Source organism: Variovorax boronicumulans, from assembly GCF_030812215.1.
GTDB classification, from domain to species: domain Bacteria; phylum Pseudomonadota; class Gammaproteobacteria; order Burkholderiales; family Burkholderiaceae_C; genus Variovorax; species Variovorax boronicumulans_C.
The window spans coordinates 146,356-171,162 of record NZ_JAUSSG010000012.1 but is presented as its reverse complement, the minus strand read 5'-3'; the positions used below and the strand labels follow the sequence as shown (position 1 = coordinate 171,162).

General features: G+C 66.2%; 27 protein-coding genes and 3 tRNA genes. 21 read left to right on the top strand and 9 right to left on the bottom strand.

Translation table 11 applies throughout. From position 1 onward, the window contains the following. Positions 1-2 precede the first annotated feature (2 nt). Entirely contained in the window at positions 3-356 is a 354-nt protein-coding gene (locus J2W23_RS27680) for a hypothetical protein (protein WP_307651034.1), read from the top strand. Positions 357-637: 281 nt separating this feature from the next. Here J2W23_RS27680 and J2W23_RS27675 read toward each other — a convergent pair whose 3' ends face one another. Together J2W23_RS27675 and J2W23_RS27670 are read right to left on the bottom strand one after the other, a co-directional pair. Next, positions 638-1,993: an LLM class flavin-dependent oxidoreductase gene (locus J2W23_RS27675; protein ID WP_307651032.1), complete on the bottom strand. Its 1,356-nt coding sequence runs from the start codon at positions 1,991-1,993 to the stop codon at positions 638-640. Further along, on the bottom strand, positions 1,990-2,823 hold the full coding sequence (locus J2W23_RS27670; protein WP_307651031.1) for a MetQ/NlpA family ABC transporter substrate-binding protein: 834 nt from the start codon (positions 2,821-2,823) through the stop codon (positions 1,990-1,992). The genes J2W23_RS27675 and J2W23_RS27670 overlap by 4 nt, the downstream gene beginning before the upstream one ends. 155 nt (positions 2,824-2,978) lie before the next feature. On the opposite strand from J2W23_RS27670, the gene J2W23_RS27665 reads away from it, so the two are divergent. Continuing rightward, positions 2,979-3,677 (top strand): aspartate/glutamate racemase family protein, encoded by a 699-nt coding sequence (locus tag J2W23_RS27665; RefSeq protein ID WP_307651030.1) that lies wholly within the window; start codon positions 2,979-2,981, stop codon positions 3,675-3,677. Here J2W23_RS27665 and J2W23_RS27660 read toward each other — a convergent pair. Next, complete coding sequence (locus J2W23_RS27660; RefSeq protein WP_307651029.1) at positions 3,674-4,600, bottom strand: alpha/beta fold hydrolase; 927 nt, start codon at positions 4,598-4,600, stop codon at positions 3,674-3,676. The two genes, J2W23_RS27665 and J2W23_RS27660, sit on opposite strands and share 4 nt — an antisense overlap. A gap of 115 nt (positions 4,601-4,715) precedes the next feature. On the opposite strand from J2W23_RS27660, the gene J2W23_RS27655 reads away from it, so the two are divergent. From J2W23_RS27655 to J2W23_RS27635, 5 genes are read left to right on the top strand one after another with little or no spacing between them, the layout of a single operon-like run. Continuing rightward, a complete protein-coding gene (locus J2W23_RS27655) occupies positions 4,716-5,777 on the top strand; it encodes an aldo/keto reductase (protein WP_307651028.1) in 1,062 nt (353 codons plus the stop codon). Then, complete coding sequence (locus J2W23_RS27650; protein WP_176656122.1) at positions 5,774-6,268, top strand: aminoacyl-tRNA deacylase; 495 nt, start codon at positions 5,774-5,776, stop codon at positions 6,266-6,268. Before J2W23_RS27655 ends, J2W23_RS27650 begins: the two co-directional genes overlap by 4 nt. Positions 6,269-6,276: 8 nt before the next feature. Then, on the top strand, positions 6,277-7,089 hold the full coding sequence (locus J2W23_RS27645; protein ID WP_307651027.1) for a DUF6348 family protein: 813 nt from the start codon (positions 6,277-6,279) through the stop codon (positions 7,087-7,089). Positions 7,090-7,146: 57 nt separating this feature from the next. After that, positions 7,147-7,782, top strand: coding sequence for a glycerol-3-phosphate 1-O-acyltransferase PlsY (gene plsY / locus J2W23_RS27640; RefSeq protein WP_307651026.1), 636 nt, complete (start codon positions 7,147-7,149; stop codon positions 7,780-7,782). Positions 7,783-7,794: 12 nt separating this feature from the next. Then, positions 7,795-8,148 (top strand): RidA family protein, encoded by a 354-nt coding sequence (locus tag J2W23_RS27635; RefSeq protein WP_013542745.1) that lies wholly within the window; start codon positions 7,795-7,797, stop codon positions 8,146-8,148. Between the two features lie 3 nt (positions 8,149-8,151). Here the strand turns inward: J2W23_RS27635 and J2W23_RS27630 are convergent, their stop codons facing one another. Together J2W23_RS27630 and J2W23_RS27625 are read right to left on the bottom strand one after the other, a co-directional pair. After that, positions 8,152-8,802 (bottom strand): retropepsin-like aspartic protease family protein, encoded by a 651-nt coding sequence (locus J2W23_RS27630; protein ID WP_176656125.1) that lies wholly within the window; start codon positions 8,800-8,802, stop codon positions 8,152-8,154. 5 nt (positions 8,803-8,807) lie between these two features. After that, positions 8,808-9,293 (bottom strand): YajQ family cyclic di-GMP-binding protein, encoded by a 486-nt coding sequence (locus J2W23_RS27625; RefSeq protein ID WP_176656126.1) that lies wholly within the window; start codon positions 9,291-9,293, stop codon positions 8,808-8,810. 45 nt (positions 9,294-9,338) lie between these two features. On the opposite strand from J2W23_RS27625, the gene murB reads away from it, so the two are divergent. Both murB and J2W23_RS27615 read left to right on the top strand, forming a co-directional pair. Next, positions 9,339-10,391 carry a UDP-N-acetylmuramate dehydrogenase gene (murB, locus tag J2W23_RS27620; protein ID WP_307651025.1) on the top strand — a complete coding sequence of 351 codons (1,053 nt, stop codon included), beginning with the start codon at positions 9,339-9,341 and terminating at the stop codon, positions 10,389-10,391. A 7-nt stretch (positions 10,392-10,398) separates the two neighbouring features. Further along, entirely contained in the window at positions 10,399-11,229 is an 831-nt protein-coding gene (locus tag J2W23_RS27615; protein WP_307651024.1) for a glycine-rich domain-containing protein, read from the top strand. 74 nt (positions 11,230-11,303) lie between these two features. Here J2W23_RS27615 and argG read toward each other — a convergent pair whose 3' ends face one another. From argG to J2W23_RS27595, 4 genes are all read right to left on the bottom strand, one after another. After that, positions 11,304-12,650, bottom strand: a complete 1,347-nt coding sequence (gene argG, locus J2W23_RS27610) for an argininosuccinate synthase (protein WP_176656129.1) — start codon at positions 12,648-12,650, stop codon at positions 11,304-11,306. A gap of 17 nt (positions 12,651-12,667) precedes the next feature. Next, positions 12,668-12,994: a pyrimidine/purine nucleoside phosphorylase gene (gene ppnP, locus J2W23_RS27605; RefSeq protein WP_176656130.1), complete on the bottom strand. Its 327-nt coding sequence runs from the start codon at positions 12,992-12,994 to the stop codon at positions 12,668-12,670. Positions 12,995-13,118: 124 nt separating this feature from the next. After that, positions 13,119-13,763 carry a hypothetical protein gene (locus J2W23_RS27600; protein WP_307651023.1) on the bottom strand — a complete coding sequence of 215 codons (645 nt, stop codon included), beginning with the start codon at positions 13,761-13,763 and terminating at the stop codon, positions 13,119-13,121. 58 nt (positions 13,764-13,821) lie between these two features. Further along, on the bottom strand, positions 13,822-14,175 hold the full coding sequence (locus tag J2W23_RS27595) for an ArsC family reductase (protein ID WP_176656132.1): 354 nt from the start codon (positions 14,173-14,175) through the stop codon (positions 13,822-13,824). 36 nt (positions 14,176-14,211) lie between these two features. Between J2W23_RS27595 and folC the strand changes: the two genes are divergently transcribed. The 12 genes from folC to J2W23_RS27535 all read left to right on the top strand — a co-directional run bounded on the left by folC (position 14,212) and on the right by J2W23_RS27535 (position 24,807). Next, the gene (folC, locus tag J2W23_RS27590) at positions 14,212-15,519 is read left to right on the top strand and encodes a bifunctional tetrahydrofolate synthase/dihydrofolate synthase (protein WP_307651022.1); all 1,308 of its coding nucleotides are present in this window, start codon (positions 14,212-14,214) and stop codon (positions 15,517-15,519) included. Positions 15,520-15,579: 60 nt separating this feature from the next. Next, positions 15,580-16,470, top strand: a complete 891-nt coding sequence (locus J2W23_RS27585; protein ID WP_307651021.1) for an SPOR domain-containing protein — start codon at positions 15,580-15,582, stop codon at positions 16,468-16,470. An 18-nt stretch (positions 16,471-16,488) separates the two neighbouring features. Beyond that, positions 16,489-16,974 (top strand): CvpA family protein, encoded by a 486-nt coding sequence (locus J2W23_RS27580; RefSeq protein WP_176656135.1) that lies wholly within the window; start codon positions 16,489-16,491, stop codon positions 16,972-16,974. Between the two features lie 12 nt (positions 16,975-16,986). After that, positions 16,987-18,492: an amidophosphoribosyltransferase gene (gene purF / locus J2W23_RS27575; protein WP_307651020.1), complete on the top strand. Its 1,506-nt coding sequence runs from the start codon at positions 16,987-16,989 to the stop codon at positions 18,490-18,492. A gap of 8 nt (positions 18,493-18,500) precedes the next feature. Continuing rightward, positions 18,501-19,721: an O-succinylhomoserine sulfhydrylase gene (locus tag J2W23_RS27570; protein WP_307651019.1), complete on the top strand. Its 1,221-nt coding sequence runs from the start codon at positions 18,501-18,503 to the stop codon at positions 19,719-19,721. 10 nt (positions 19,722-19,731) lie between these two features. Then, on the top strand, positions 19,732-21,120 hold the full coding sequence (gltX, locus tag J2W23_RS27565; RefSeq protein WP_307651018.1) for a glutamate--tRNA ligase: 1,389 nt from the start codon (positions 19,732-19,734) through the stop codon (positions 21,118-21,120). 73 nt (positions 21,121-21,193) lie between these two features. After that, a tRNA-Ala gene (locus J2W23_RS27560) sits at positions 21,194-21,269 on the top strand. Between the two features lie 54 nt (positions 21,270-21,323). Continuing rightward, positions 21,324-21,399 (top strand) — tRNA-Glu (locus J2W23_RS27555). 69 nt (positions 21,400-21,468) lie between these two features. Continuing rightward, positions 21,469-21,545 (top strand) — tRNA-Asp (locus J2W23_RS27550). A 312-nt stretch (positions 21,546-21,857) separates the two neighbouring features. Beyond that, positions 21,858-22,940 carry a tartrate dehydrogenase gene (locus J2W23_RS27545; protein WP_307651017.1) on the top strand — a complete coding sequence of 361 codons (1,083 nt, stop codon included), beginning with the start codon at positions 21,858-21,860 and terminating at the stop codon, positions 22,938-22,940. A 35-nt stretch (positions 22,941-22,975) separates the two neighbouring features. Then, positions 22,976-23,926 (top strand): ABC transporter permease, encoded by a 951-nt coding sequence (locus tag J2W23_RS27540; protein ID WP_013542725.1) that lies wholly within the window; start codon positions 22,976-22,978, stop codon positions 23,924-23,926. After that, on the top strand, positions 23,923-24,807 hold the full coding sequence (locus J2W23_RS27535) for an ABC transporter permease (protein ID WP_176656140.1): 885 nt from the start codon (positions 23,923-23,925) through the stop codon (positions 24,805-24,807). The genes J2W23_RS27540 and J2W23_RS27535 overlap by 4 nt, the downstream gene beginning before the upstream one ends.

The following is a 24,807-nucleotide window of genomic DNA, read 5'->3' as shown; positions in this document are numbered from 1 at the left end:
CCATGCCCGTGCTCGCCGTATTCGATGCCCAAGCCAACTGGCGCGACACGCATGTGTGCGACGGATGGATCACCGAGCATCTTGCGAAGCAGGGCGTGAGCTGGGGGCGGGACAAGGCGAAGAAGGGACAGCGCGCGCTCGATGGGGCGGGGCTGTTCTACCTGCCGACTGCCGATGGGTATCTGGGGTTGCTGTTCGAAGGGGGCGAGTGGGTTTCCATTCCCTCCGACAAGCCGCATTTCTTCGATGCGGGAGAAGCGGAATCTCTTGAAGGGCTGCCGGCTGCGCTGCCGCTGTTCGAGGCCTTTGTCGAAGAAGTGCTGTCGCTGACGGGGAACGACGCGGACGACGAGTGAGCGCCCCGCCCTTGTTCAGGGCGCGTGCACAGGCCGCCGGGTACTCCCCTCCGCGAATGTCCCCCGGCCTGCGGCCTCCTCCTTGATTTCGCTGCGGGGAGCACCCGACGCCCTGCGCACGTGGACGCGTCGCTGGTGTACGGCCGATCAACCACTGCTCTGAAAACGAGCGTGCCGATGGGGTGCCTTGCGCAGCGAAATCAAGGAGGAGGGCGAAGCCCGGGGGACATTCGCGGAGCAAGGTACCCCGTCGGCGCGATCGTCGCCCTGAAGAGCAACGCTCAAGCCGCCAACCGCTGCGCCGCCACTCGCCCATCGGGCCGCGCCAGCCCGAGGTGATCGCGCAACGTGCGCCCCTCGTATTCGGTCCGAAAGAGCCCGCGCTTCTGCAGGATCGGCACCACACCGTCGACGAAATCCTGCAGCCCGTGCGGCAACGCATCGGGCATCAGGTTGAATCCGTCCGCCGCGCCACCCTTGAACCAGTGCTCGATGTCGTCGGCAATCTGCTCGGGCGTACCCACGATCACGCGATGCCCACCACCGCCCGCGAGCTCGCGAATCAGCTCGCGCACCGTGTAGCCGTGCGTGCGGCCAGCCGCGACCACCGCGTTGAAAAAGGTGTGATTGCCGTTGCCATTGCCCGGGAGGGGCAGGTTGTCGGGCAGGCGCTCGTCCAGCTTCAGGCGGTCGGGCGTGATGCCCAGCGTGCCGGCGATGCGCGTGAGGCTGTAGTCCCACGGGATCAGGTCGACCAATTCGTCGCGGCGGCGTCGCGCTTCTGCTTCGGTGCCGCCGACGATGGTGGTGAGGCCGGCGAGCACCTTCACCGCATCGGGGCCGCGGCCCAGTTCGGCGGCGCGGGTCTTCAGGGCACGTGCATAGGCCAGTGATTCTTCGAAAGACTGCGAGGCCGAGAACACGGCTTCCGCATGGCGCGACGCGAGCTCGCGCCCGTCGGCCGAAGCACCGGCCTGCACCAGCACCGGATGCCCCTGCGGCGCACGCGGCAGGTTGAGCGGCCCCTGCACCGCGAAGTGCTCGCCGCGGTGCGCGATCGCATGCACCTTGGCCGGGTCGACGAAGCGGCCCGAGGCCTTGTCGCCGACGAAGGCGTCGTCTTCCCAGCTGTCCCACAGCGCCTTCACGATGTCGGCGAATTCCGAGGCGCGGGCGTAGCGCTTCGTGTGGTCGGGCGTGGTGTCCAGGCCGAAGTTGCGGGCCGAGGGCAGGTCGGCCGTGGTCACCATGTTCCAGCCCGCGCGGCCGTTGCTCACGTGGTCGAGCGTCGAGAAACGGCGCGCGATGTTGTAGGGCTCGTTGTAGCTGGTGGAGGCGGTGGCGATGAGGCCGATGTGCGTCGTCGCCGCAGCCACGCAGGCCAGGAGGATGGTGGGCTCCAGTGCGGTGATCGGGCGAAAGTGGATCTGGTCCACGATGGCCGCGTTGTCCGCGAGAAAGATCGCATCGAGCTTGGCGGCTTCGGCGATCTGCGCCGTGCGGATGTAGTGCTGGATGTCGGCGAACGCCCACGGGTCGCTCTCCGGCAGGCGCCAGGCCGAGGGCACGAAGCCCGAATGCAGGATGTTGACGTTGAGGTGCAGTTGCCTGCGCGGTGTTGCGTTGCTGGTGCTCATTGGCTGAAGTAGTCCGGCAGCCGGTAGCCCGCCCACACCGGGTTGGCCCTGAAGAACTTCTGGAACTCGGGCGACTGGTAGGCGGCCACGATGTCCTTGGCGAACTTCGCGTTCTCGTTGCTGCGCTTGACGGCCACCACGTTCACGTAGGGCAGCGTCATGTCTTCGAGCTTGAGCGCCTCGGTGAGCTTCAGGCCCGAGGCCACGGCGAAGTTGCCCTGCACGGCGGCGAGGTCGGCATCGGCCAGCGAGCGTGGCGCCTGCGCAGCCTCCAGCGGAATCAGTTTCAGCCGCTTGGGGTTGCCGACCAGGTCGCGCTCCGACACGCTCAGCGGGCTGACCCCCGGCTTCAACGTCACCCAGCCGATGGCCGCGAGGATGTTGAGCGCGCGCGCCGCATTGACCGGATCGGAAGGCAGCGTGACGGTCGCACCGTCGGGCACCGCGGCTAGCGATTTGTGGCGCTGCGAGTAGAGGCCCATCGGCGGCGTCGGCACATGCACCACCGGCACGAGATCGAACCCCTGCTGCTTGTTGGTGGCGTTGAGGTACAGCGTGTGCTGGAAGATGTTGGCGTCGATCTGCCCGCGCTCCACCGCGTCGTTGGGCTGCACGCCCTGGCTGAACTCGACGTACTTGATGGTGTAGCCCAGCTTCTTGAGCTGGGGCTCGATGCCATGGGTGAAGGCGTCGCGGTACGGGCCGGGCATGAAGCCCACGCGCAGGTCGTCGGCGTGGGCGGAAACGTGCAGGAGCAGACTCAGTGCGAGGCCGCCGGACAGCGGGGCGAGGCGGCGCAGCCATGACGGCGCGCGCGAAGGGGAGGGCATGACGACAACTCCGGAGGCGGCAAAAGGAGTTGGGCACTCTAGGCGGCGGTGCACACCGTGCGAACGAAGATTTGCGCGCTTGGATATCCGCTGGCCGGATATCGCAGGGCAGGTGGGGCGATGACATCGCTTGGCGCCTTTTGTAGGATGCAGCCATGACCCAGCACATCGGAATCGTCGGCTGCTCCGCCGAAGGCGCATCGCTTTGCTACCAGACCATTTGCGTGGAGGGCGCGAAATTCCTCGGGCCGCACGCGCATCCCGAGGTCTCGATGCACACGCCGTCTTTGTCGGACTACATGGAACACATCTACCGCGACGACTGGCGCGGCGTGGGCGAAGTGATGCTCGCCTCCGCGCACAAGCTCGCGAAGATCGGCGCGAATTTTCTGGTCTGCCCCGACAACACCATCCACCAGGCGCTGCCGTTCATCGAAGGGCGTTCGCCGCTGCCCTGGTTGCACATTGCGGAGTGCGTTGCCGAAGAAGCGGTGCAGCGCGGCTTTCGCCGCATCGGCATCACGGGCACGCGCTGGCTGACCGACAGCGAGGTGTATCCCGAGAAGCTTTCGGCGCGCGGCCTGCAGTATGTTCGTCCGACCTTCGAGGAGCGTGACGAGATCGCCCGGATCATCATGGAAGAGCTGGTCTACGGCGTCTTCAAGCCCGAGGCCATCGGAACCTTCCAGCGCGTGATGCAGCGCATGAAAGATGAAGAGGGATGCGACGCGGTGGTGCTCGGCTGCACCGAGATCCCGCTGATCATGAGCGACGCGAATTCGCCGCTGCCGACGCTCGACTCCACGCGGCTGCTGGCGCGCGCGGCATTGCGCCGCGCGACCCGGAAAGGCTAGGCCAGGAAGTCTTCGATCAGCCGCGCTACGCGCTGCGGCTGGTCGTGGTGCAGCATGTGGCCCGCATCGTCGAGCCGCTCGATGCGCACCGAGGGCACGGACTTCAGGCGTTCATGGAATTCATCGAGCGTGTAGCGGTTCTTCCACCAGCCGTGCAGGCTGTCGTCGGAGGCCTCGACCATCAGCGTCGGCGCGGTGATGCGCGCGTAGAGCGCGAGGGTTTCATCGACACGGAAGATGTGCGCGTTGACGATCTTGTGCGCCGCCTCGCCGAGGATCTGCCAGCGCGTGCTGCCGTCGGGCTGCAGGTGGCCGGCCGACCAGTGGCTCGCGAGCCAGTCGGCCTTGTCCTGCGTGAGGCGCGGGTTGGTCTTCATGAGGCGGCGGGCCACTCCGTCCACGGCCGAGTAGCTTGCAAGCGCCTTTTCGCCGCGGTGCAAGCCCTTGAGTTCGTCGATCCACTGGCCGTAGCGGGCGGGCGCTTCCTCGGGCTTGCGAAACGGCATGCCGAAGCCTTCGAGGTTGACGAGGCGGCGGATGCGCGCGGGCCGCACGCCGGCGTAGTGCATCGCGACGTTGCCGCCCATGCTGTGGCCGACGAGGTCGACCGGCTGCGCGCCGTCGCCTTCGCCCGCGTAGTGGTCGAGCAGCCATTCGAGATCGGCGAGGTAGTCGGCCAGCCAGTAGTTGTCGACGCCGCCGCCGTCGGTGAGGCCGAAGCCGCGCCAGTCGGGGGCGATGATGAAGCGGTCCTCGGCCAGCGCATCGACGACGAACTGCCACGAGGCTGCGACGTCCATCCATCCATGCACCAGCACCAGCGGCGGGCGGTCCGGCGAGGGCTGGCCCCAGAGGCGTACGTGGTAGCTGAGGTTGCGCACGGGCACGAATTCGCTGCGCGAGGGACGGAGGGCTTGGTACATGGGCGCCGATGATAAGGAGCGGGGCGCGTTCGGGCAGTCCGGCAGACGACAGCTCGCGCTCGGGCTTTGGCCGCGCGGCCAGCGCGTTGCGGGGGAGGGCGGTAGCATCCCGCGCATGAAAAAGATCCAACTCGGTCAGAGCGACCTGCACGTCACCCCGATCTGCCTCGGCACCATGACTTTCGGTGAGCAGGTGGACGAGCCCACCGCCCACGCCATCCTGAGCCGTTCGCTCGAGTGCGGCGTCGACTTCATCGACACCGCCGAGATGTACTCGGTGCCCACCCGCCAGGAAACCTACAGCGTCACCGAAACCATCATCGGCAACTGGTTCGCCGCCAACCCCGGCGCGCGCCAGAAGCTCGTGCTGGCCACCAAGGTCGCCGGCCCGCTGCGCAACACGCCCTGGGTGCGCGAAGGCGTGGGCATGACGGCCGCCGACATCGTGGCCTCGTGCGAGGCGAGCCTGAAGCGCCTGAAGACCGACACCATCGACCTCTACCAGATCCATTGGCCCGAGCGCCATGTGCCGGCCTTCGGCAACATCTACTACGACCCGGCCAAGGAAGTGACGCAGACGCCGATCCACGAGCAGCTCGAAACCTTCGGCAAGCTGGTGAAGGCCGGCAAGATCCGCGCGATTGGCCTGTCGAACGAAACGCCCTACGGCGTGCACGAGTTCGTGCGGCTGGCCGAGCAGCACGGCCTGCCGCGCGTGGCGACGGTGCAGAACGTCTACAACCTCGCGAGCCGCGGCGTGGAGAACGGGCTGGACGAAACGATGCACCGGCTGGGCGTTTCGCTGCTGGCCTATTCGCCGCTGGCCTACGGCCTCCTCACCGGCAAGTACGACAAGAGCGGCATCACCGGCCCCGATGCGCCCGCCGAAGCGCGCATCACCCGCTACGAGTCGGTGCGCAAGCTTCGCTGGGGTCGCCCCGACGCGCTGAAGGCCGCGCGCCTGTACAACCAGCTCGCACGCGACAACGGCCTCACGCCCACGCAACTCGCGCTGGCCTTCTGCTACACCAAATGGCAGGTGGCGAGCACGATCATCGGCGTGCGGACGCTGGCGCAGCTGGACGAGGACATCGATGCGTACGGCACCACGCTGTCGCCAGAAATCCTGGCCGAGATCGACAAGATCCGCTGGGACATCCGGGACCCGGCGGCGTGAGCGGCAAGAAAGTCCACGTCTCCGAAACGCCCGCCACGCAACTGCTGCGGGCGAACAAGGTCGCCTTCACCGAGCATCCGTACGAGTACATGGAGCACGGCGGCGCACAGCGCGGCGCCGAGATGCTGGGGCTCGATCCGTTCACCGTCATCAAGACGCTGGTGATGCAGGACCAGGATGCCAAGCCGCTCATCGTGCTGATGCACGGCAACCGCACCGTGTCGACCAAGAACCTCGCGCGGCAGATCGGTGCCAAGTCGGTCGAGCCCTGCAAGCCCGAGGTGGCGCAGCGGCACAGCGGCTACATGGTGGGCGGCACCTCGCCGTTCGGCACGCGGCGCGAGATGCCGGTGTACATCGAGTCGACCATCCTCGAGCTGCCGAAGATCGTCCTCAACGGCGGCCGGCGCGGCTACCTCGTCGGCATCGATCCGCAGGTGTGCGTGGCGCTGCTGGGGGCTGTGCCGGTGAAATGTGCGCTGGCAGAATAGCCGGCGCCATGACGTCGACACCCTCCGATTTCTTTCCTTCCCACTGCACGGCCAACCAGGGCGGCGGGCCGACTTTCACAGTCGGCTTCGAGAACGACCAGGAGCAGTGGACCGAGGTCTTCGACCTCTCCGTGCTGCTGCTCGAAGCGCTGGCCGCGCGGGGTTTCAAGGCGGTGAGCGAACGGGAAGGCTGGCTCTTCCTGCCCGATGAAGGGCTCTGGCTGTGGCCGCAGATCGCGAGCTACCACCCTACCGACGACGGGAGCGTGCGCACCTGCACCACCATCGAAGTGGCGCACGCCAGCCTGCTGCCGGCCGGCACCTTCGAGTTCCAACATTCGTATGGCGACGACATCGCGGCATCGCTGACCCGGGGTTTCGATCTCTGGGCGCAGGTCGACCTGGTCGTGTTCAAGGACGCGCTGCGCGCCGAGCTGGGCCATTGCACGTCGCTGCAGATGCAGTGGGAGCCCAAGAGCGGCGAAGCCGAAAGCCGGCAGCGGCGCGTGCTGTTCGGACCGGTCGCGCACCAGGCCGAGCGCAAGGCAACCGAGGAAGAAGAGCACCCGTTCTGCCCTTGCTGTCTCTTCACCAACACCTGGGATGCCTACAAGCCGCAGATTGAATCCGATGGCGTCTACGGCCTTCGCCTCTATGCCGCGCGCGATGCGCAAGGCGAGGTGCAGGCCGATTGCCGCGTCAACGGCGAGGACTGGCCCGCCGGTGCCGAGGCGCTGCGCGCCTATGTGGCGCAGTGGCCCGACCGGGGCTTCGAGTTTCGCAAGCAGTACGTTGTGATCCAATCGCCGCCCGAGACCTGAAGATCGCACGCTGTCGTCTTCATCCGATAAAAACAACTGCCCCCCGCGGAGCGCCCCTTGAGCTTTCACCTGCCGTCCCTCATCGCCATCGTGGCGTCGTACCTGATCGGCTCGCTGTCCTTCGCGGTCATCGTGAGCAAGGCGCTCGGCATGGCCGATCCGCGCAGCTACGGCAGCGGCAACCCCGGCGCGACCAACGTGCTGCGCTCGGGCAACAAGGGCGCGGCGCTGGCCACGCTGGTGCTCGATGCATTGAAGGGCTGGCTGCCGGTGTTCCTGATTCGGCACTACGGCGCGCAGTGGGGCCTGGGCGATGGCGTGGCGGCCGTGGCGGGCCTTGCGGCCTTCCTGGGCCACCTGTACCCGGTGTTCTTCAACTTCCAGGGCGGCAAGGGCGTGGCCACCGCGGCGGGCGTGCTGGTGGGCATCGCGCCCTGGCTGGGGCTCGCGACCGGCGCCACCTGGCTGATCATCGCGGTCTTCTTCCGCTACTCGTCGCTGTCGTCGCTGGTGGCGGCCTTCTTTGCGCCGGCCTACTACCTGCTGGGCGGCAACATCGCGTGGCCGCTCTACCGCACGGTGCTGATCGCGATCATCATCATGAGTCTGCTGCTGGTCTGGCGGCACCGCGAAAACATCCGCCGGCTCGCGGCCGGCACGGAGTCGAAACTCGGCTCGAAGAAAAAGGCTTGATTGAAGAACACCATGGCAAACATCACCCGCTTCCACGTCGGCCCGCGTCTCTCGGAGACGGCCGTTCACAACGGCACCATCTACCTCGCCGGCCAGGTGCCCGACGACACCACGCAGGACATCCGCGGCCAGACCGCGCAAGTGCTTGCCATGGTCGATCGCCTGCTGGCCGAGGCCGGCAGCGACAAGTCGCGCATCCTCATGACGCAGATCTTCCTGGCCGACATCACCGATATCACGGCCATGAACGAGGTGTGGGATGCATGGATTCCGGCCGGCAACACGCCGCCGCGCGCGACGGTGCAGGCCAAGATGGCCAATGCAGCCTACAAGATCGAGATCGTCGTGACAGCCGCTGCGGCCTGACGGTCAGTACCGCTTCTCAAGGACCATCTGGTCCGCGTCTCGGCGCATGGAGAAGCGGTTGATGAAGCTGTTGCCCAGCAGCACGAAGGGCATTGGCTGTTGCGAGACGACCGCGTCGATGTCGTACACCTCCACATCGCCCACGCGCACCGACTGCACGCGCAGTTTGTAGCCCTGAGACACGCCGTTGGCGGTGTTCATCTGGATGCGCTGGCCCTTGCTGTAGTCCAGGCCGATGCGCTCGGCATCGGCGGCCGAGAGCGCGATCGAGGTGGCGCCCGTGTCGAGCATGAACGTGACGGCGCGGCCGTTGATGGCGCCCTGCGTCATGTAGTGGCCGCGACTGTCGGGCGACAACACGATGCGATTGCCGCCACCGCCTGAGCCGCCGCCACCGCCGATGCTCACAGGCGTGTCCATGCGCAGGTTGACGCGCTTGCCTTCGAGTTCGACCACCGCCTGCTCGGCCTGCAGCGACACCAGCTTGACCCCCTGGAAACTCTCGCCGACGGCCACCGTCTTGGGCGGCGCGCCGTTCACGATCAGGATCGCGCGGCTGCCGATGGTGCCGGTGAGCATCACCGAGCTTGCCGCGTGCGCCGCCGCCACGGCAGCCAGAAGACACGCTGCCGTCGCAAGGGCGAGGGGTTTCATGCGAATCAGTCGCGGAAGTTGTTGAACGACAGGGGCATGTCCGGCACGTCCTTCTTGATGAGGGCCATGGCTGCCTGAAGATCGTCGCGCTTGGCGCCGGTGATGCGCACCGCGTCGCCCTGGATCGCGGCCTGTACCTTGAGCTTGCTGTCCTTGACGATGCGGGTGATTTTCTTGGCCTGCTCGCTCTCGATGCCGCTCTTGACCTTGATGACCTGCTTGACCTTGTCGCCGCCCATCTTCTGGACGTCGCCCTTGTCGAGGAAGCGCACGTCGACGCTGCGCTTGGTGAGCTTGCTGCGAAGGATGTCTTCGACCTGCACGAGCTGGAACTCGGCATCGCCGATCATGGTGATTTCCTTGTCCTTGAGCTCGACGGCGGCGGCGGTGCCCTTGAAATCGAAGCGCGTCGCGATTTCCTTGGCGGTGTTCTCGACCGCGTTCTTCACTTCGGGCAGATTGGGCTCGCAGACGGTATCGAAAGACGGCATGGGCTCTCCTGAATTCTTGCGGGTGCTGAATGCGACAATTCTCCCATGATCGTGGAGCACAACGTCCCCCTGCAGCCGTACAACAGTTTCGGCATCGTCGCGCGCGCGCAGCGCCTGGCGCGCATCACGGACGAGGCCGATATTGCCGAACTCCTGGCCGGTCCCGACTGGCAGGACGCCCCTCGTTTCGTGCTGGGCGGCGGCAGCAACATCGTGCTGACCGGCGACGTCAAGCCGCTGGTGCTCAAGGTGGAAATCAAGGGTTTGCGGCTGGTCGACGAGACACCCCGGGCCTGGATCGTGGAAGCCGGTGCCGGCGAGATCTGGCATGACGCCGTCGAGTGGATGGTGCGCAACGGCTACCCGGGGCTCGAGAACCTGGCGCTCATTCCGGGCACCGTGGGCGGCTCGCCGGTGCAGAACATCGGCGCCTATGGCGTCGAGTTGCAGGACCGCTTCGATTCGCTCGATGCCATCGACCTGGACACCGGCCGCAGCTTCACGCTCGATTCGGCCCAATGCGCCTTCGGCTACCGCGATTCGGTCTTCAAGCATGTGAAGAGCGGCCCGAACGACTTCGGCCTTGCGGGTCGGGCGCTCATCACCCGGGTGCGCTTCCGGCTGCCCAAGCCCTGGAAGGCGGTGGTCGGCTACCTCGACCTCGAACGCAAGATGGAAGAAACCGGCAACTTCACGCCGAGCGCCACCGACGTCTTCGACTGGATCTGCGCCATCCGCCGCGCCAAGCTGCCCGACTGGCGCGTACTGGGCAACGCCGGCAGCTTCTTCAAGAACCCGACGGTCACGCCCGAGCAGTGCGCCGACATCATCGCGCGCGACCCCAAGATCGTTCACTACCCGATGGCCGACGGCAGCATCAAGCTCGCAGCCGGCTGGCTCATCGACGCCTGCGGCTGGAAGGGCAAGTCGGTCGGCAATGCCGGCGTGTACGAGCGGCAGGCGCTGGTGCTGGTCAACCGCGGCGGCAGCGAGAACCCGGTGACCGGCGGCGAGGTGATGACGTTGGCCAAGGCCATCCAGACCAGCGTGTACGAGCGCTTCGGCATTCGGCTGGAGCCCGAGCCGGTGGTGGTTTGATCAGGCGATGGATCTCGACTTCCTGCACCTGAACTACCGACGCCGCATCGCGGCGCTGGTGTGGGCGCAGCGGATCGTCATCGTGGCGGGCATCGCCTCGGTGTTCCTGGTGCCGGCGCGCTGGTGGGGATCGGCGCTGCTGTTCATCGCGGCCTTCTGCTTTGCGGCGCTCTTGAGCCGCATCGAAGTGAGCCTGCGTCGCCAGTTCATCCGAGAGGCGCGGCTGCCTCCCTTCCTGATCGGCAAGCTGCGGGAAGCCCATCCGCAACTGAGCCGGCGCGACGCCGAACTCGTGTTGCGGGGCCTGCGCCAGTTCTTCATGGCGCACCTGCGCAGCGACCGCAAGTTCGTCGCCATGCCTTCGAAGGTGGTCGACACGGCCTGGCACGAATTCATCCTGCACACGCAGGGCTACCAGAACTGGTGCAAGGCGGCCTTCGGCGGCATGCTGCACCACAGTCCGGCCGAGGTGCTGGGCAAGGACCCCAAGCGCAACGACGGTCTGCGCCGCACCTGGTACTGGTCGTGCAAGGAAGAGAGCATCGATCCACGCAAGCCAGCGCGTCTGCCGCTGCTGTTCGCGCTGGACATCAAGTTCGCGATTCCCGGCGGCTTCGCGTACGTGCCCGATTGCAAGGCGGTCGACCGGCACGACGGCTCGACCGCGCAGTGCGGCAGCGAATTCGGCGAGTCCTCGTCGGATGGCGGCAGTTCGGGCGATGCCGATGGTTTTGGCGGCAGCGAATCGGGCAGTGGTGGCGATGGAGGAGGCGGGGACTCCGGTGGCGGCGACGGCGGTGGAGGTTGCGGAGGGGGCTGCGGCGGAGGCGGCGACTGAGCGACGCGATCGGCGCACCAAAGAAAAACGGGCCCATCGGGCCCGTTCGTCATTGAAAGTGAAAGCGCGCTGGCTTACTTGCTGCCGCTCTCGTCGTCGTTCGCGAGCTTCGGCAGCGAGGCGCCCTGGCTCGACGACAGCAGCCCGGTGCGGGTGTAGATCGCCAGCTTCTCGCGCGTGTCGATGATGTCCAGGTTGCGCATCGTCAGCTGGCCGATGCGGTCCAGCGGCGTGAAGGCGCCCTCGACCTTTTCCATGCTCAGGCGCTCGGGCTTGTAGGTGAGGTTTGGCGACTCGGTGTTCAGGATCGAGTAGTCGTTGCCGCGGCGCAGCTCGACCGTCACTTCGCCGGTGATGGCGCGCGCCACCCAGCGCTGGGCGGTCTCGCGCAGCATGATCGCCTGCGGGTCGAACCAGCGGCCCTGGTAGAGCAGGCGGCCGAGCTTGCGGCCGTGGTCGCGGTACTGCTCGATCGTGTCTTCGTTGTGGATGCCGGTGACCAGGCGCTCGTAGGCGATGAACAGCAGCGCGAGGCCCGGGGCTTCGTAGATGCCGCGGCTCTTGGCTTCGATGATGCGGTTCTCGATCTGGTCGCTCATGCCCAGGCCGTGGCGTCCGCCGATGCGGTTGGCTTCCAGGATCAGCTCGACCATGTTGGGATAAGCCACGCCGTTCAGAGCGACCGGCACGCCTTCTTCGAAGCGCACCGAGACGGTCTCGCGCTTGACCTCGACTTCGTCCTTCCAGAACGCGACGCCCATGATGGGCTGCACGATCTGCATGCCGCTGTTCAGGTGCTCGAGGTCTTTGGCCTCGTGCGTGGCGCCCAGCATGTTGGAGTCGGTCGAGTAGGCTTTCTCGGCCGACATCTTGTAGGCGAAGCCGGCCTTCTGCATGAACGCCGACATCTCGGCGCGGCCGCCCAGCTCGTCGATGAAGACCTGGTCGAGCCAGGGCTTGTAGATCTTCAGGCTCGGGTTGGTGAGCAGGCCGTAGCGGTAGAAGCGCTCGATGTCGTTGCCCTTGTAGGTGCTGCCGTCGCCCCAGATGTGGACGTCGTCTTCCTTCATGGCCGACACCAGCATGGTGCCCGTCACCGCGCGGCCGAGCGGCGTGGTGTTGAAGTAGGTGACGCCCGCGGTCGTGACGTGGAAGGCGCCGGCCTGCAGCGCGGCGATGCCTTCGTTGGCCAATTGCGCGCGGCAGTCGATCAGGCGGGCGTTTTCGGCACCGTAGAGCATCGCCTTGCGCGGGATCTCGTCGTAGTCGGGCTCGTCGGGCTGGCCGAGGTTGGCGGTGTAGGCATAGGGAATCGCGCCCTTGTTGCGCATCCAGTGGAGCGCCGCGCTGGTGTCCAGGCCGCCGGAAAAGGCAATGCCGACCTTCTGGCCGGCGGGAACGTTTTGGAGGATGGTCGACATGGTGTGAGGGTCCCGGTTCAGCCGAAATGGCAGATGTAGCTGTAAGGCTCGCCGGTCACCCGGATCTGGAAGCTGGAGTTGCCCGGCACGTTGAACTTCTGGCCCGGGCCCGAGGCGACCCATTCGGTGGTGCCCGACAGCAGGTACTCGCAGCTGCCGGCGGTGCCTTCCATGATTTCAGGCGCGCCGGTGTTGAAGGTGAGGGTGGACGGCAGGATCACGCCGACCGATTTCTTGGTGCCGTCCGCGAGCGTGAGGCTGTGGCTCACGCACTTGCCGTCGAAATACACATTGGCCTTGGTGGCCACTGCGGCGCTGTTCAGAGTGTCGGTAGTCGTCGTCATTGGGTGGCGCCGGCGCCTGGGCGTTCGGCATTCGAGGACGCACCGCGCAGGCGGCGCACCCCTCAGGGGTTGGAAAAGTCCTCGATTTTAGGGGCTCGGCCGGCGCGGGCCGCTGCCCCGGGGCTCAACGGTGCCAGCCGTGGTAGCCGCCGCCCCACCCGCGGTAGCCGTAGCCCCGGTAGCCGCCGTAGCCGCGATATCCGCCCCAGCCGCGCGAATAGCCCAGGTTCAGCGAGATGCCGACCGGCGGGTAAACATAGGGCTGTGCATACGGGTAGGTGTAGGCGGGCTGCACGTAGACGGGCGGCACATACACCGGGGCCGGCTGCACGTAGACCGGTGCGGGCGCGTTGGAAACCACGACGCCGGGTTCCGGCACGACGCTGTCCCACGGGGAGCCGCTGCCCTGTTGTTGGTACTGTTCCTGGTACTGCGGGTCTTGCTGGTACTGCTGGCCGTTGTTGGCCTCGACCGGGTAGGGCTGCAGCTGCGACTGCGGCTGGACGGGCGCGGTGGTCACGCCGTAGGCGCTGGCCTGGATCGGGATGGTGGCGCCCGGCCGGCTGGTGGTGCGGGTCGTGTACTGGCGGCCCTGGTATTCGTAGGTGACGTTGTAGCTGACGTCGCTGCCGGTGGTTTCGCGGATCGGCGTGGCGGAAATCACCCGGGCCTGGACCACTTGCTGCTGGGCCTGCACGGCGCTGGCGCCTGTCGCCAGCAAGCCGATCACCGAAAGCCCCGCGAGGGTGCGAAAAACGTGTCTGTTCATGGTGTTCTCTCCTGCAGATCGGGTTTGGAGGCCGGCCGGCGAGACGGGGTTCCGGCGTTTACACGGCGTTCACAGCCCAGTTTTCGGCGTCGAATCCCGTCGTAACGCCGGTTTTCGGCCCCCAGTTGACCACCGGCCGCTTGATGAGGCTAGGGTTGGCCAGCAGTACGGCGCGGGCCGAGGCAGCATCGACCACGCTGTTCTGCGTGGCTTCGTCCAGCTTGCGCCAGGTGGTGCCCCGGCGGTTGACCAGCGCCTCCCACCCGGGCTTTTTCAGCCATTGGTCGAGTTCGGCCTCGGGCACGCCCTGTTTCTTGAAATCGTGGAAGGTGTAGGCCACATGGTGTTCGTCGAGCCAGGCGCGGGCGCGCTTGACGGTGTCGCAGTTGGGGATGCCGTAAAGGGTTGTCATGGCCGCCATGATGCCGCGCCCGGCAGGTCGGCGACAATGCCGGCCTCCATGGAAACCCTTAACGACTGGCTCGCGCGCGCCGAGCAACTCCATCCCAAGAACATCGAACTGGGCCTCGAACGTGCCAAGGAGATGGCCGGACGCCTCGGCCTGAAATTCCGCTGCCCCGTCATCACGGTCGCGGGCACCAACGGCAAGGGCTCGACCTGCGCCATGCTCGAGTCGATCCTGACGCATGCGGGCTACCGCACCGCCGTGTTCACGTCCCCCCATCTCGTGCGCTTCGAAGAGCGGCTGCGCCTGAAGGGCGAATCGGTCGATGCTTCCAAACTGATAGCAAGCTTCGAAGTGGTGGAGAAGGCGCGCGGCGACATGCCCTTGACCTACTTCGAGTTCACGACGCTCGGCATCCTGCACTGCATGATCCAGGAAAAGCCCGATGTGGCGATCCTCGAGGTCGGGCTCGGCGGCCGGCTCGACGCGGTCAACATCATCGACGCCGACTGCGCGGTCATCACCAGCATCGACCTGGACCACATGGAATACCTCGGGCCCGACCGGGAAAGCATCGGCTTCGAGAAAGCCGGCATCCTGCGCGCCGGCAAGCCGGCCATCGTGAGCGACCCGGTGCCGCCGCAGAGCGTGATCGACCACGCGAACGCCATCGGCGCCGACCTCTGGCGCTTCGGGACCGATTTCAACGTGTCGGGCGACAAGCAGCAGTGGGGCTGGTCGGGCCGCGGCAGGCGCTACAGCGGGCTGGCCTATCCGGCGCTGCGCGGCGCCAACCAGCTCATCAACGCCGCGGGCGTGCTCGCGGCGCTCGAGGCCCTGCGCCCGCAATTGCCGATCACGGCGCAGGCGGTGCGCAACGGCCTGGCCATGGTCGAGCTGCCGGGCCGCTTCCAGATCGTGCCGGGCGAGCCCGCGTTGGTGCTCGACGTGGCGCACAACGCGCACGCAGTCGCCGCGCTGGCCGAGAACCTCGATGCGATGGGCTTCTACCCCACCACGCACGGCATCTTCGGGGTCATGGCCGACAAGGACCTCGCGCCGATCCTCGCGCGTATCGGCCCGCTGATCGACCGCTGGTACTTCACCGACCTGCCCACGCCGCGCGCCGCCAAGGCGGCCGATCTGCAGGCCTCCTGGCAGGCGCAGAACACCCGTGCCGACGCCTCCGCCAGCGTGCATGCAAGCCCCATGGACGCGTTGCGCGCGGCCATCGAGCACGCAGACCCCGCTGATAGAATCGTGGTCTTCGGATCGTTCTTCACCGTGGGTGGCGTGCTCGAAAACGGCACCCCCCGGCTGCAAGCCAAACACCTGTCGCCGGGCGGCTGACCGACAGGTCCGCGCACCATCTGGCATCACTTCGCTGCACTCCTTCAGGGATCGAACTTCATGGCGTTTTTCAAGTTCCGCACGCGCGGCCCACAAGGCAACGAAGGACGCAGCGCCCCGGCGGCTGTGCCAGCGGAAAGTGTCGAAACCATGCGTCGTCGCGCGCGCCACCGGCTGCTCGGCGCCGCGGTGCTGGTACTGCTGGGCGTGATCGGATTCCCGCTGCTGTTCGATACCCAGCCGCGGCCCGTGTCGGTCGACATCCCCATCGAGATCCCGGACCGCAACAAGGTCAAGCCGCTGCCCGTGCCCGCCGCACCGGCCACGCCTCCCGCGACGAGCAGCGCACCGCCCGCACCCGAAAGCAGTTCCCGCGTGGCGGCCGCCTCCTCGGCCGGCGGCATGATCACCGAGACCGCCGACGGCACCGTGATCGACCCCGGCAAGCCGGTGGCCAGCACGTCGCCTGCCGTCGAGACCAAACCCAAGCCCGAGCCAAAACCCGAGCCGAAGCCGGAGGTCAAGCCAAAGCCGGAGCCCAAGCCCGAAGTCAAGCCTGAACCCAAGCCAAAGCCTGAACCGAAACCCGAAGCCAAGCCGAAGCCTGAACCCAAGCCCGCCGCCTCCGCGGACGACGGTGCGCGCGCCCGTGCACTCCTCGAAGGCAAGCCTGTGACCACCGCCGCCGCAACGCCCAAGCCCGCCGCCGCCGACGAGGCTGGTGGCCGCTTCATCGTGCAGGTCGGCGCCTTCGCCGATGCCGACAAGGCGCGCGAGGTCCGGCAGAAACTGGAGCGCGCGGGCCTCAAGACCTACGTTCACGTTGCCAAGACGGCCGATGGCGAGCGCACGCGTGTGCGTGTCGGCCCCTTCGCGTCGCGCGCCGAGGCGGACAAGGCCGCGGAAAAGGTCAAGGGCTTGTCTTTGTCGGCCGCGATCCTCACGTTGTAAACGCGGGCGCCTGTTGTCGTGGCCCTGCTCGACTGGATCGCCGTCACGCTCATCGTGGTGTCGATGCTGTTCGGCCTCGTTCGGGGCCTGGTGTTCGAGGTGATTTCGCTGGCGGGCTGGGTGGCTGCATTCATCGCCGCCCAGTGGCTGGCTTCCGATGTGGCGGCGTGGCTGCCGTTCGGCGAGCCGCAGGCGACGTGGCGTTATCCATTGGCCTTCGTGCTGGTGTTCGTGGGCGTGGCGTTTGGTGTGGGGCTCGTTGCGGCCCTTACGCGCAAGCTGATCACCGTCGTGGGCCTTCGGCCCGTGGACCGGATTTTGGGAGCTGCCTTCGGTGCGGCGCGGGGTGCAGTGGCCCTGCTCGTGCTGGCAGTCGTTGTTCATTTGCTGGTGTTGAGCGACAGTGCCTGGTGGCGCGAATCGCTCAGTGCCGGTGTTCTCGATGCGGCATTGCAGGGCCTGAAACCCGCGTTGCCTGAAAAGTTGGCAAGCTACCTGCCCTGAGAGGAATCGTTCATGTGTGGAATCGTCGGCGTTGTCAGCAACGCACCCGTCAACCAGTTGCTCTATGACGCGCTGCTGCTCCTGCAGCACCGCGGCCAGGACGCGGCCGGCATCGTGACCTTGCTGGAACGCAAGTTCTTCATGCACAAGGCCAAGGGCATGGTGCGCGACGTGTTCCGCACCCGCAACATGCGCGCGCTGCCGGGCAACGTGGGCCTGGGCCAGGTGCGCTACCCGACCGCCGGCAACGCCTACAGCGAGGAAGAGGCACAGCCCTTCTACGTGAATGCGCCCTTCGGCATCGTGCTGGTGCACAACGGCAACCTGACCAATGCGCACGCGCTGCGTTCGGAGCTGTTTTCCACCGACCACCGTCACACCAACACCGAGAGCGACTCCGAAGTACTGCTCAACGTGCTCGCGCATGAGCTGGAGCGCTCGTCGCGCGGTGTGCCGCTGCATCCGGCCGAAGTGTTCGCCGCGGTCAAGAACATGCACAAGCGCCTGCGCGGCTCGTATGCCGTGGTGTCGCTGATCGCAGGCCACGGCCTGCTCGCCTTCCGCGATCCCTACGGCATCCGCCCGCTGTGCATGGGCCGCAACGAGAAGGACGGCACCGTCATGGTGGCCAGCGAATCGGTCGCGCTCGAAGGCTCGGGCCATGTGTTCGAGCGCAACATCAACCCCGGCGAAGCGGTGTTCATCGACCTGGAAGGCAATGTCCATTCGATGCAGTGTGCCGAGGCGCCCACGCTGAATCCGTGCATCTTCGAGTTCGTGTATCTCGCGCGTCCGGACTCGGTGCTCGACGGCATCTCGGTCTACCAGGCGCGCCTGAACCTGGGCGAGACGCTGGCCAAGCGCGTGGTCTCCACCGTGCCCCCGAACCAGATCGACGTGATCATCCCGATTCCCGAATCGAGCCGCCCGAGCGCCACGCAGCTCGCGCACCTGCTGGGCGTGCCGTACCGCGAGGGTTTCGTGAAGAACCGCTACGTGGGCCGCACCTTCATCATGCCGGGGCAGGGCGTGCGCAAGAAGTCGGTGCGCCAGAAGCTCAACGTGATCGCCAGCGAGTTCAAGGGCCGCAACGTGCTGCTGGTAGACGACTCCATCGTGCGCGGCACCACCAGCCGCGAGATCGTGCAGATGGCGCGCGATGCCGGCGCACGCAAGGTCTACCTTGCCAGCGCCGCGCCGCCGGTGCGCTACCCCAACGTCTACGGCATCGACATGCCGACCAAGGACGAACTGGTCGCGCACGACCGCACCGTCGAGGAAATCCGCGAACTGATCGGCTGCGACGCGCTGATCTACCAGGACGTCGATGCCATGAAGCGCGCTATCGGCTCGCTCAACCCCAAGCTCGACGGCTTCGATGCCTCGTGCTTCGACGGCGTGTACGTGACCGGCGACATCGACACCGATGCGATCTCGCGCATGAACGGCAACCGCCCCCGCATCGAAGAGACCGAAGAAGATTCTTCGCGCCTCGCGCTCCCCAATCACAGCGAGTGAGAGCTGAAGTGACAGACGAACGAACCCTGCCGCCCGGACTGCACCGCGACACGCTCGCGCTGCGCACCGGGCTGGCGCCCAGCCAGCATGGCGAGCATTCCGAAGCGCTGTTCCTGACCAGCGGCTTCGTGCAGCCTGATGCCGAAACCTCGGCGCGCCGCTTCGCCGGCACCGAGCAGGGCTTTACCTATTCGCGCACTTCCAACCCGACGGTGACCAGCTTCGAGCAGCGCCTGGCTGCGCTCGAAGGCACTGAAGCGGCCATCGGCGCGTCTACCGGCATGGGCGCGATCCTCATGATGTGCATGGGCCTGCTGAAGGCCGGCGACCACGTGATCTGCTCGCGTTCGGTGTTCGGCTCCACGCTGAACCTGTTCGGCAAGGAGTTCGCCAAGTTCGGCGTCGAGACCACCTTCGTCTCGCAGACCGATGTGGCCGAATGGCGCGCAGCGATCAAGCCGAACACCAAGCTGCTGTTCGCCGAAACGCCGACCAATCCGCTCACGGAAGTCTGCGACATCAAGGCGCTCGCCGAATTGGCACACGGCGCGGGCGCGTTGCTCGCGGTCGACAACTGCTTTTGCACCCCGGTGCTGCAGCGGCCGGCCGAACTGGGCGCCGACCTCATCATCCATTCGGGTACCAAGTATCTGGACGGCCAAGGTCGTGTGATGGCTGGCGCGATCTGCGGTCCGTCGAAGCTCATCGTCGACGTGTTCGGTCCCATCGTGCGCACCGCCGGCATGGCGCTGTCGCCGTTCAATGCATGGGTCGTGCTCAAGGGCCTGGAAACGCTCGGTATTCGCATGAAGGCTCAATGCGCGAATGCGCTGGCCGTGGCGCAATGGCTCGAGAAGCAGCCCGGTATCGCGCGTGTCTATTACCCCGGTCTCGCATCGCATGGGCAGCACGAGCTCGCCATGCGCCAGCAGTCGGGGCAGGGCGGGGCGGTCGTGTCGTTCGACGTGGTCGGCGACACGCCAGAAGCCGCGCGCGCCAACGCCTTCCACGTGATCAACAGCACACGCGTGGTGAGCATCGCCACCAACCTGGGCGACACCAAGACCATCATCACGCACCCCGGCACGACGTCGCACGGCCGCCTCACCGAAGTGCAGCGCCAGGCGGCAGGCATCAGCCAGGGGCTGATCCGCGTTGCGGTCGGCCTCGAATACATCGACGACATCACGGCCGACCTTTCGCGCGGCCTGAGCACCCTGAACACCTGAATCGAGTTTCATGTCCGGCAAAGTTCGCACCCGCATCGCCCCGTCTCCCACTGGCTTCCTTCACCTGGGCACGGCCCGCACCGCGCTCTATTCTTGGGCGTATGCGCGCCACCACGGCGGTGAGTTCGTGCTGCGCATCGAGGACACCGACGTGGCCCGCTCCACGCAGGACTCGACCGACCAGATCCTCGCGTCGATGCATTGGCTCGGCCTCGACTACGACGAAGGCCCGATCTACCAGATGCAGCGCCTCGCGCGCTACCGCGAAGTCATCGCGCAGATGCTTGCGGCCGGCACGGCCTACCACTGCTACTGCACGCCGGCCGAGCTCGACGAGATGCGCGAAGCGCAACGCGCGCGCGGCGAAAAGACGCTGTATGACCGTCGTTGGCGGCCCGAGCCGGGCAAGGTACTGCCGCCCGTGCCCGAAGGCGTGCCGCCGGTGGTGCGCTTCTGCAACCCGCCCGAAGGCGACGTGACCTGGAACGATCTCGTCAAGGGCGAGATCACCATCAACAACCGCGAGATCGACGACCTGATCATCCTGCGGCCCGACGGTGTGCCCACCTACAACTTCGCGGTGGTGGTCGACGACTGGGACATGAACATCACGCACGTGTTCCGCGGCGACGAGCACATCAACAACACGCCCTGGCAGATCAATATCTTCCGCGCGCTCGGCGCACCGCTGCCCCAGTTCGGCCATGTGCCGGTGATCCTGGGCGACGACGGGCAGAAGCTCTCGAAGCGCCGCGGCGCGGTGAGCGTCACTGCCTACGAAGAGAACGGCTACCTGCCCGAAGCGATGCTGAACTACCTCGCGCGCCTGGGCTGGAGCCACGGCGACGATGAACTCTTCACGCGCGAGCAGATGGTGAGCTGGTTCGACGGTTCGCACCTCTCCAAGAGCCCCGCGCAATGGGATGCGGCGAAGCTCGCGTGGGTCAACGCGCAGTACATCAAGGCGAAGGCCGATGCGGAACTTGCGCCGCTCGTGGCCGCGCAACTGAAGAAGCGCGGCATCGAGGCCGACGACCGGCTCACGGCCATCTGTGCGCTCTTCAAGGACCGCTGCGAAACCACGGTCGCGCTGGCCGACTGGGCTGCGGCGTTCTATGCGGACGTGACGCCGAGCGAAGCCGATCGCGCGCAGCACGTGACCGATGCGGTGAAGCCCGTCATCGCGACGCTCGCCGAGAAGCTTGCGGGCGTGACGTGGGAAAAAGTTTCGATTGCCGCGGCCATCAAGGAAGTGCTGGCCGCGCATTCTGTGAAAATGCCCGTGCTGGCCATGCCGGTTCGCGTCCTTGTGATGGGAACACCGCAGACGCCATCCCTCGATTCGGTGCTCGCCATCTTTTCTCGCGAAAAAGTTGTGGAGCGTTTGAAAAGGGCCTGATTTTTCGGTCTATAATTTGAGGCTCGACACCGACACACGGTAATTCTGAAAAGAAGAGCCTGAATGTCAAAGAGGGGGTATAGCTCAGCTGGGAGAGCGCTTGCATGGCATGCAAGAGGTCATCGGTTCGATCCCGTTTACCTCCACCATCAAAGTGTCGAGAAGAAGATAAGTGCTGATCGCAGCACGGTTCCTAAGGTTTTGACCCTATCGTCTAGAGGCCTAGGACACCACCCTTTCACGGTGGCTACCGGGGTTCGAATCCCCGTAGGGTCGCCAGTTTCATGCAAGTGAAGCAGGCACGAGTTGTCAACACTCGGCTCCGCAAGGAGTGAACGTTGTCTACCAGGAGTGGTAGTTCAGTTGGTTAGAATACCGGCCTGTCACGCCGGGGGTCGCGGGTTCGAGTCCCGTCCACTCCGCCAGTCAGAAGCCCCTGCAGCTCAATGAGTTGCAGGGGCTTTTCACTTTCCGGGTCTGCCATATGCATCGAGCGCGACGACCCCGGATTCCAGCGCATTCAAAGCAGCTCAAGTCTGGTCCGGCTCAGGCTCAAGGCCTTCGCCAAATTCGTAGGTAGAGGCGCCTTTTTGCCCGTGGTAAAAGGCGAGTTACCTTGCAAGCCATGCCATAGAGACTTCTTATAATTGCAAGGCAAAGTACGTGCGAACCCCCATCCGGTGGCACGCCGCCTGCTTCTAGACTTGCTCGCGAAACAGTCTTGAAGCAGGTATTCGATGCAGCAAAGAAAACACAAAATCGCCGTCATCCCGGGTGACGGCATCGGGGTCGAAGTGGTACCCGAGGGCCTTCGCGTGCTGGAGGCCGTGAGCCGCAAGTTCGGCATCGAATTCAGCTTCGATCACTTCGACTGGGGCTCCGACCACTATGTGCGCCACGGCCTCATGATGCCGGCCGACTGGGACGACCGGATCAAGGGCCATGACGCCATCTACTTCGGCGCCGTCGGCGCGCCCGACAAGGTACCCGACCACATCGCCGTGTGGGGCCTCCTGATCAAGATCCGCCGCGAGTTCGACCAGTATGTGAACCTGCGTCCCGTGCGCCTGATGCCCGGCGTGCCCGGACCGCTCGCGCATCGCAAGCCCGGCGACATCGACTTCCTCGTGGTGCGCGAGAACACCGAGGGCGAATACACCTCGGTCGGCGGACGCCTCTTCGAAGGCACGTCGCGCGAAATGGCGATCCAGGAGGCCGTGTTCACGCGCCACGGCGTCGACCGCATCCTCAAGTACGCCTACGAGCTCGCGAGCAAGCGCCCGCGCAAGAATCTCGTGGCGGCGACCAAGTCGAACGGCATCTCGATCACCATGCCGTACTGGGACGAGCGCCTGGCCGAGATGGCCAAGCGCCATCCCGACATCGCCACGAGCAAGTACCACATCGACATCCTGTGCGCGCATTTCGTGCAGCACCCCGACTGGTTCGATGTGGTCGTGGCCTCCAACCTCTTCGGCGACATCCTGTCCGACCTCGGCCCGGCATGCACCGGCACCATCGGCATCGCGCCGTCGGCCAACCTGAATCCCGAGCGCGCGTTCCCGTCGCTGTTCGAACCGGTGCACGGTTCGGCGCCCGACATCGCGGGCAAGGGCATTGCCAACCCGATCGGCCAGATCTGGTCGGCCGCGCTGATGCTCGACCACCTCGGCAACGGCGACCCCGTGTACGCGCAGGCTTCGGCCGCGGTGATGTCGGCCATCGAGACCGTGCTGGGCGAAGGCCCGCGCACGCGCGACATGGGCGGCACGGCGAACACGGTCGACGTGGGCCGCGCCGTCGCCAGCTGCATCGGATGATGACCCGGCTTTGCACGAGGCATAAAGGCAGATAGATGGGCCTCTTCCTGCTCAAGCGCTTGGCAACGCTGGTCGGCACGCTGATCGGCGCGTCGGTCATCGTGTTCCTCGTCCTGGAGATCCTGCCCGGCAACGCCGCGCAGATGCTCATGGGCCCCGACGCGTCGCCCGACGCGGTGGCTGCACTCGCCACGAAACTGGGCCTCGACCAGCCCGCGTGGACGCGCTACTGGCACTGGATCGGCGGCATCCTCACCGGTAACCTGGGCGACAGCTACGCCTACGGCTCGCCGGTGCTCGACCTCATCCTCGAACGCCTCGCGCTCACCGTGCCCCTGGCCGTGCTCGCGATGACGCTCACCACCGTGCTCGCGCTCGTCGTCGGCGTGACGGCGGCCGCGCGTCACAACAAGATGGGCGACGTCGGCCTGATGGGCATGACGCAGGTGGGCATCGCGATTCCGAATTTCTGGTTCGCGATTCTCTTGATCCTGGTGTTCTCGGTGAAGCTGCAGTGGTTCTCCGCGGGCGGCTTCGATGGCTGGGGCGAGGGCGTGCTGGGCGGCGTGAAGTCGCTGCTGCTGCCGGCGCTGTCTCTTGCAGTCGTGCAAGCCGCGATCCTCGCGCGCATCACGCGTTCAGCCGTGCTCGAAGTGATGCGCGAGGATTTCGTTCGCACCGCGCGCGCCAAGGGCGTGTCGCAACGCGCCGTGCTGTGGCTGCACGTGTTGCGCAACGCGATGATTCCCGTCATCACCGTGATGGGCATGCAGTTTTCCGAATTGCTCGCGGGCACCATCGTGATCGAGAACGTGTTCTACCTGCCGGGCCTCGGCCGGCTGATCTTCCAGGCCATCAGCAACCGCGACCTCGTCGTCGTGCGCAACTGCGTGATGCTGCTCGCGGCGCTTGTCGTCATCGTGAATTTCGTGGTCGATGTGCTCTATGCCGTGATCGACCCGCGCATCAAGGCGAGCGACATATGAACACCATCGCCGCTCCCGCGGTTCCCAGCGCAGCCGCGCTCACGGTGCCGGGCTTCTGGCGTCGCGCGCGACACCACCGCAGCTTCGTCATCGGCGCCGTCCTCGCGCTGCTGCTGCTCCTGGCCGCGCTCGTGTCGTTCGTGTGGACCCCGTGGTCGCCGTACGAGATGGACATGGCCAACAAGATGCAGTCGCCCTCGGCCGCGCACTGGCTCGGCACCGATGCCTTCGGGCGCGACGTGGCCTCGCTGCTGCTTGTGGGTGCGCGCGCATCCATCCTGGTCGGCGTCATCGCCGTTGGCATCGGCCTTGTGGTCGGTACTGCACTGGGCCTGCTGGCGGCCGCACGGCGCGGCTGGGTCGAAGAAGCGATCATGCGTTTCGCCGACTTCTCGCTCGCGTTCCCCGCGATCCTCTCGGCGATCATGATGACGGCGGTGTTCGGCGCCGGCATCGTCAACGCCATCGTCGCGATCGGCATCTACAACATCCCGACCTTCGCGCGCATCACGCGCGCCTCGGCCAATGCGATCTGGTCGCGCGAGTACATCTCCGCTGCCCGTGCCTGCGGCAAGGGTTCGTTCTCGATCACGATGCAGCACGTGCTGCCGAACATCTCGGCGGTGCTGATCGTGCAGATCACCATCCGCTTCGCTATCGCGATCCTCGCGGAGGCGGCGCTGTCGTACCTCGGTCTCGGCACGCAGCCGCCCCAGCCCTCGTGGGGCCGCATGCTCAGCGAGGCGCAGACGCTCATGTTCCAGCAACCGCTCCTGGCCGTGTTCCCTGGCATGGCGATCGCACTGGCGGTGCTGGGCCTCAACCTGCTCGGCGACGGTCTGCGCGACCTGCTCGACCCGCGCCTTGCACGGGCCCGCTGA

Coding starts and splice junctions, on each gene's coding strand:
- J2W23_RS27680 (WP_307651034.1), top strand. CDS start 3: ATGCCCGTGCTCGCCGTATTCGATGCCCAAGCCAACTGGCGCGACACG.
- J2W23_RS27675 (WP_307651032.1), bottom strand. CDS start 1,993: ATGAGCACCAGCAACGCAACACCGCGCAGGCAACTGCACCTCAACGTC.
- J2W23_RS27670 (WP_307651031.1), bottom strand. CDS start 2,823: ATGCCCTCCCCTTCGCGCGCGCCGTCATGGCTGCGCCGCCTCGCCCCG.
- J2W23_RS27665 (WP_307651030.1), top strand. CDS start 2,979: ATGACCCAGCACATCGGAATCGTCGGCTGCTCCGCCGAAGGCGCATCG.
- J2W23_RS27660 (WP_307651029.1), bottom strand. CDS start 4,600: ATGTACCAAGCCCTCCGTCCCTCGCGCAGCGAATTCGTGCCCGTGCGC.
- J2W23_RS27655 (WP_307651028.1), top strand. CDS start 4,716: ATGAAAAAGATCCAACTCGGTCAGAGCGACCTGCACGTCACCCCGATC.
- J2W23_RS27645 (WP_307651027.1), top strand. CDS start 6,277: ATGACGTCGACACCCTCCGATTTCTTTCCTTCCCACTGCACGGCCAAC.
- J2W23_RS27635 (WP_013542745.1), top strand. CDS start 7,795: ATGGCAAACATCACCCGCTTCCACGTCGGCCCGCGTCTCTCGGAGACG.
- J2W23_RS27630 (WP_176656125.1), bottom strand. CDS start 8,802: ATGAAACCCCTCGCCCTTGCGACGGCAGCGTGTCTTCTGGCTGCCGTG.
- J2W23_RS27625 (WP_176656126.1), bottom strand. CDS start 9,293: ATGCCGTCTTTCGATACCGTCTGCGAGCCCAATCTGCCCGAAGTGAAG.
- murB (WP_307651025.1), top strand. CDS start 9,339: ATGATCGTGGAGCACAACGTCCCCCTGCAGCCGTACAACAGTTTCGGC.
- J2W23_RS27615 (WP_307651024.1), top strand. CDS start 10,399: ATGGATCTCGACTTCCTGCACCTGAACTACCGACGCCGCATCGCGGCG.
- argG (WP_176656129.1), bottom strand. CDS start 12,650: ATGTCGACCATCCTCCAAAACGTTCCCGCCGGCCAGAAGGTCGGCATT.
- ppnP (WP_176656130.1), bottom strand. CDS start 12,994: ATGACGACGACTACCGACACTCTGAACAGCGCCGCAGTGGCCACCAAG.
- J2W23_RS27600 (WP_307651023.1), bottom strand. CDS start 13,763: ATGAACAGACACGTTTTTCGCACCCTCGCGGGGCTTTCGGTGATCGGC.
- J2W23_RS27595 (WP_176656132.1), bottom strand. CDS start 14,175: ATGACAACCCTTTACGGCATCCCCAACTGCGACACCGTCAAGCGCGCC.
- folC (WP_307651022.1), top strand. CDS start 14,212: ATGCCGGCCTCCATGGAAACCCTTAACGACTGGCTCGCGCGCGCCGAG.
- J2W23_RS27585 (WP_307651021.1), top strand. CDS start 15,580: ATGGCGTTTTTCAAGTTCCGCACGCGCGGCCCACAAGGCAACGAAGGA.
- purF (WP_307651020.1), top strand. CDS start 16,987: ATGTGTGGAATCGTCGGCGTTGTCAGCAACGCACCCGTCAACCAGTTG.
- gltX (WP_307651018.1), top strand. CDS start 19,732: ATGTCCGGCAAAGTTCGCACCCGCATCGCCCCGTCTCCCACTGGCTTC.
- J2W23_RS27545 (WP_307651017.1), top strand. CDS start 21,858: ATGCAGCAAAGAAAACACAAAATCGCCGTCATCCCGGGTGACGGCATC.
- J2W23_RS27540 (WP_013542725.1), top strand. CDS start 22,976: ATGGGCCTCTTCCTGCTCAAGCGCTTGGCAACGCTGGTCGGCACGCTG.
- J2W23_RS27535 (WP_176656140.1), top strand. CDS start 23,923: ATGAACACCATCGCCGCTCCCGCGGTTCCCAGCGCAGCCGCGCTCACG.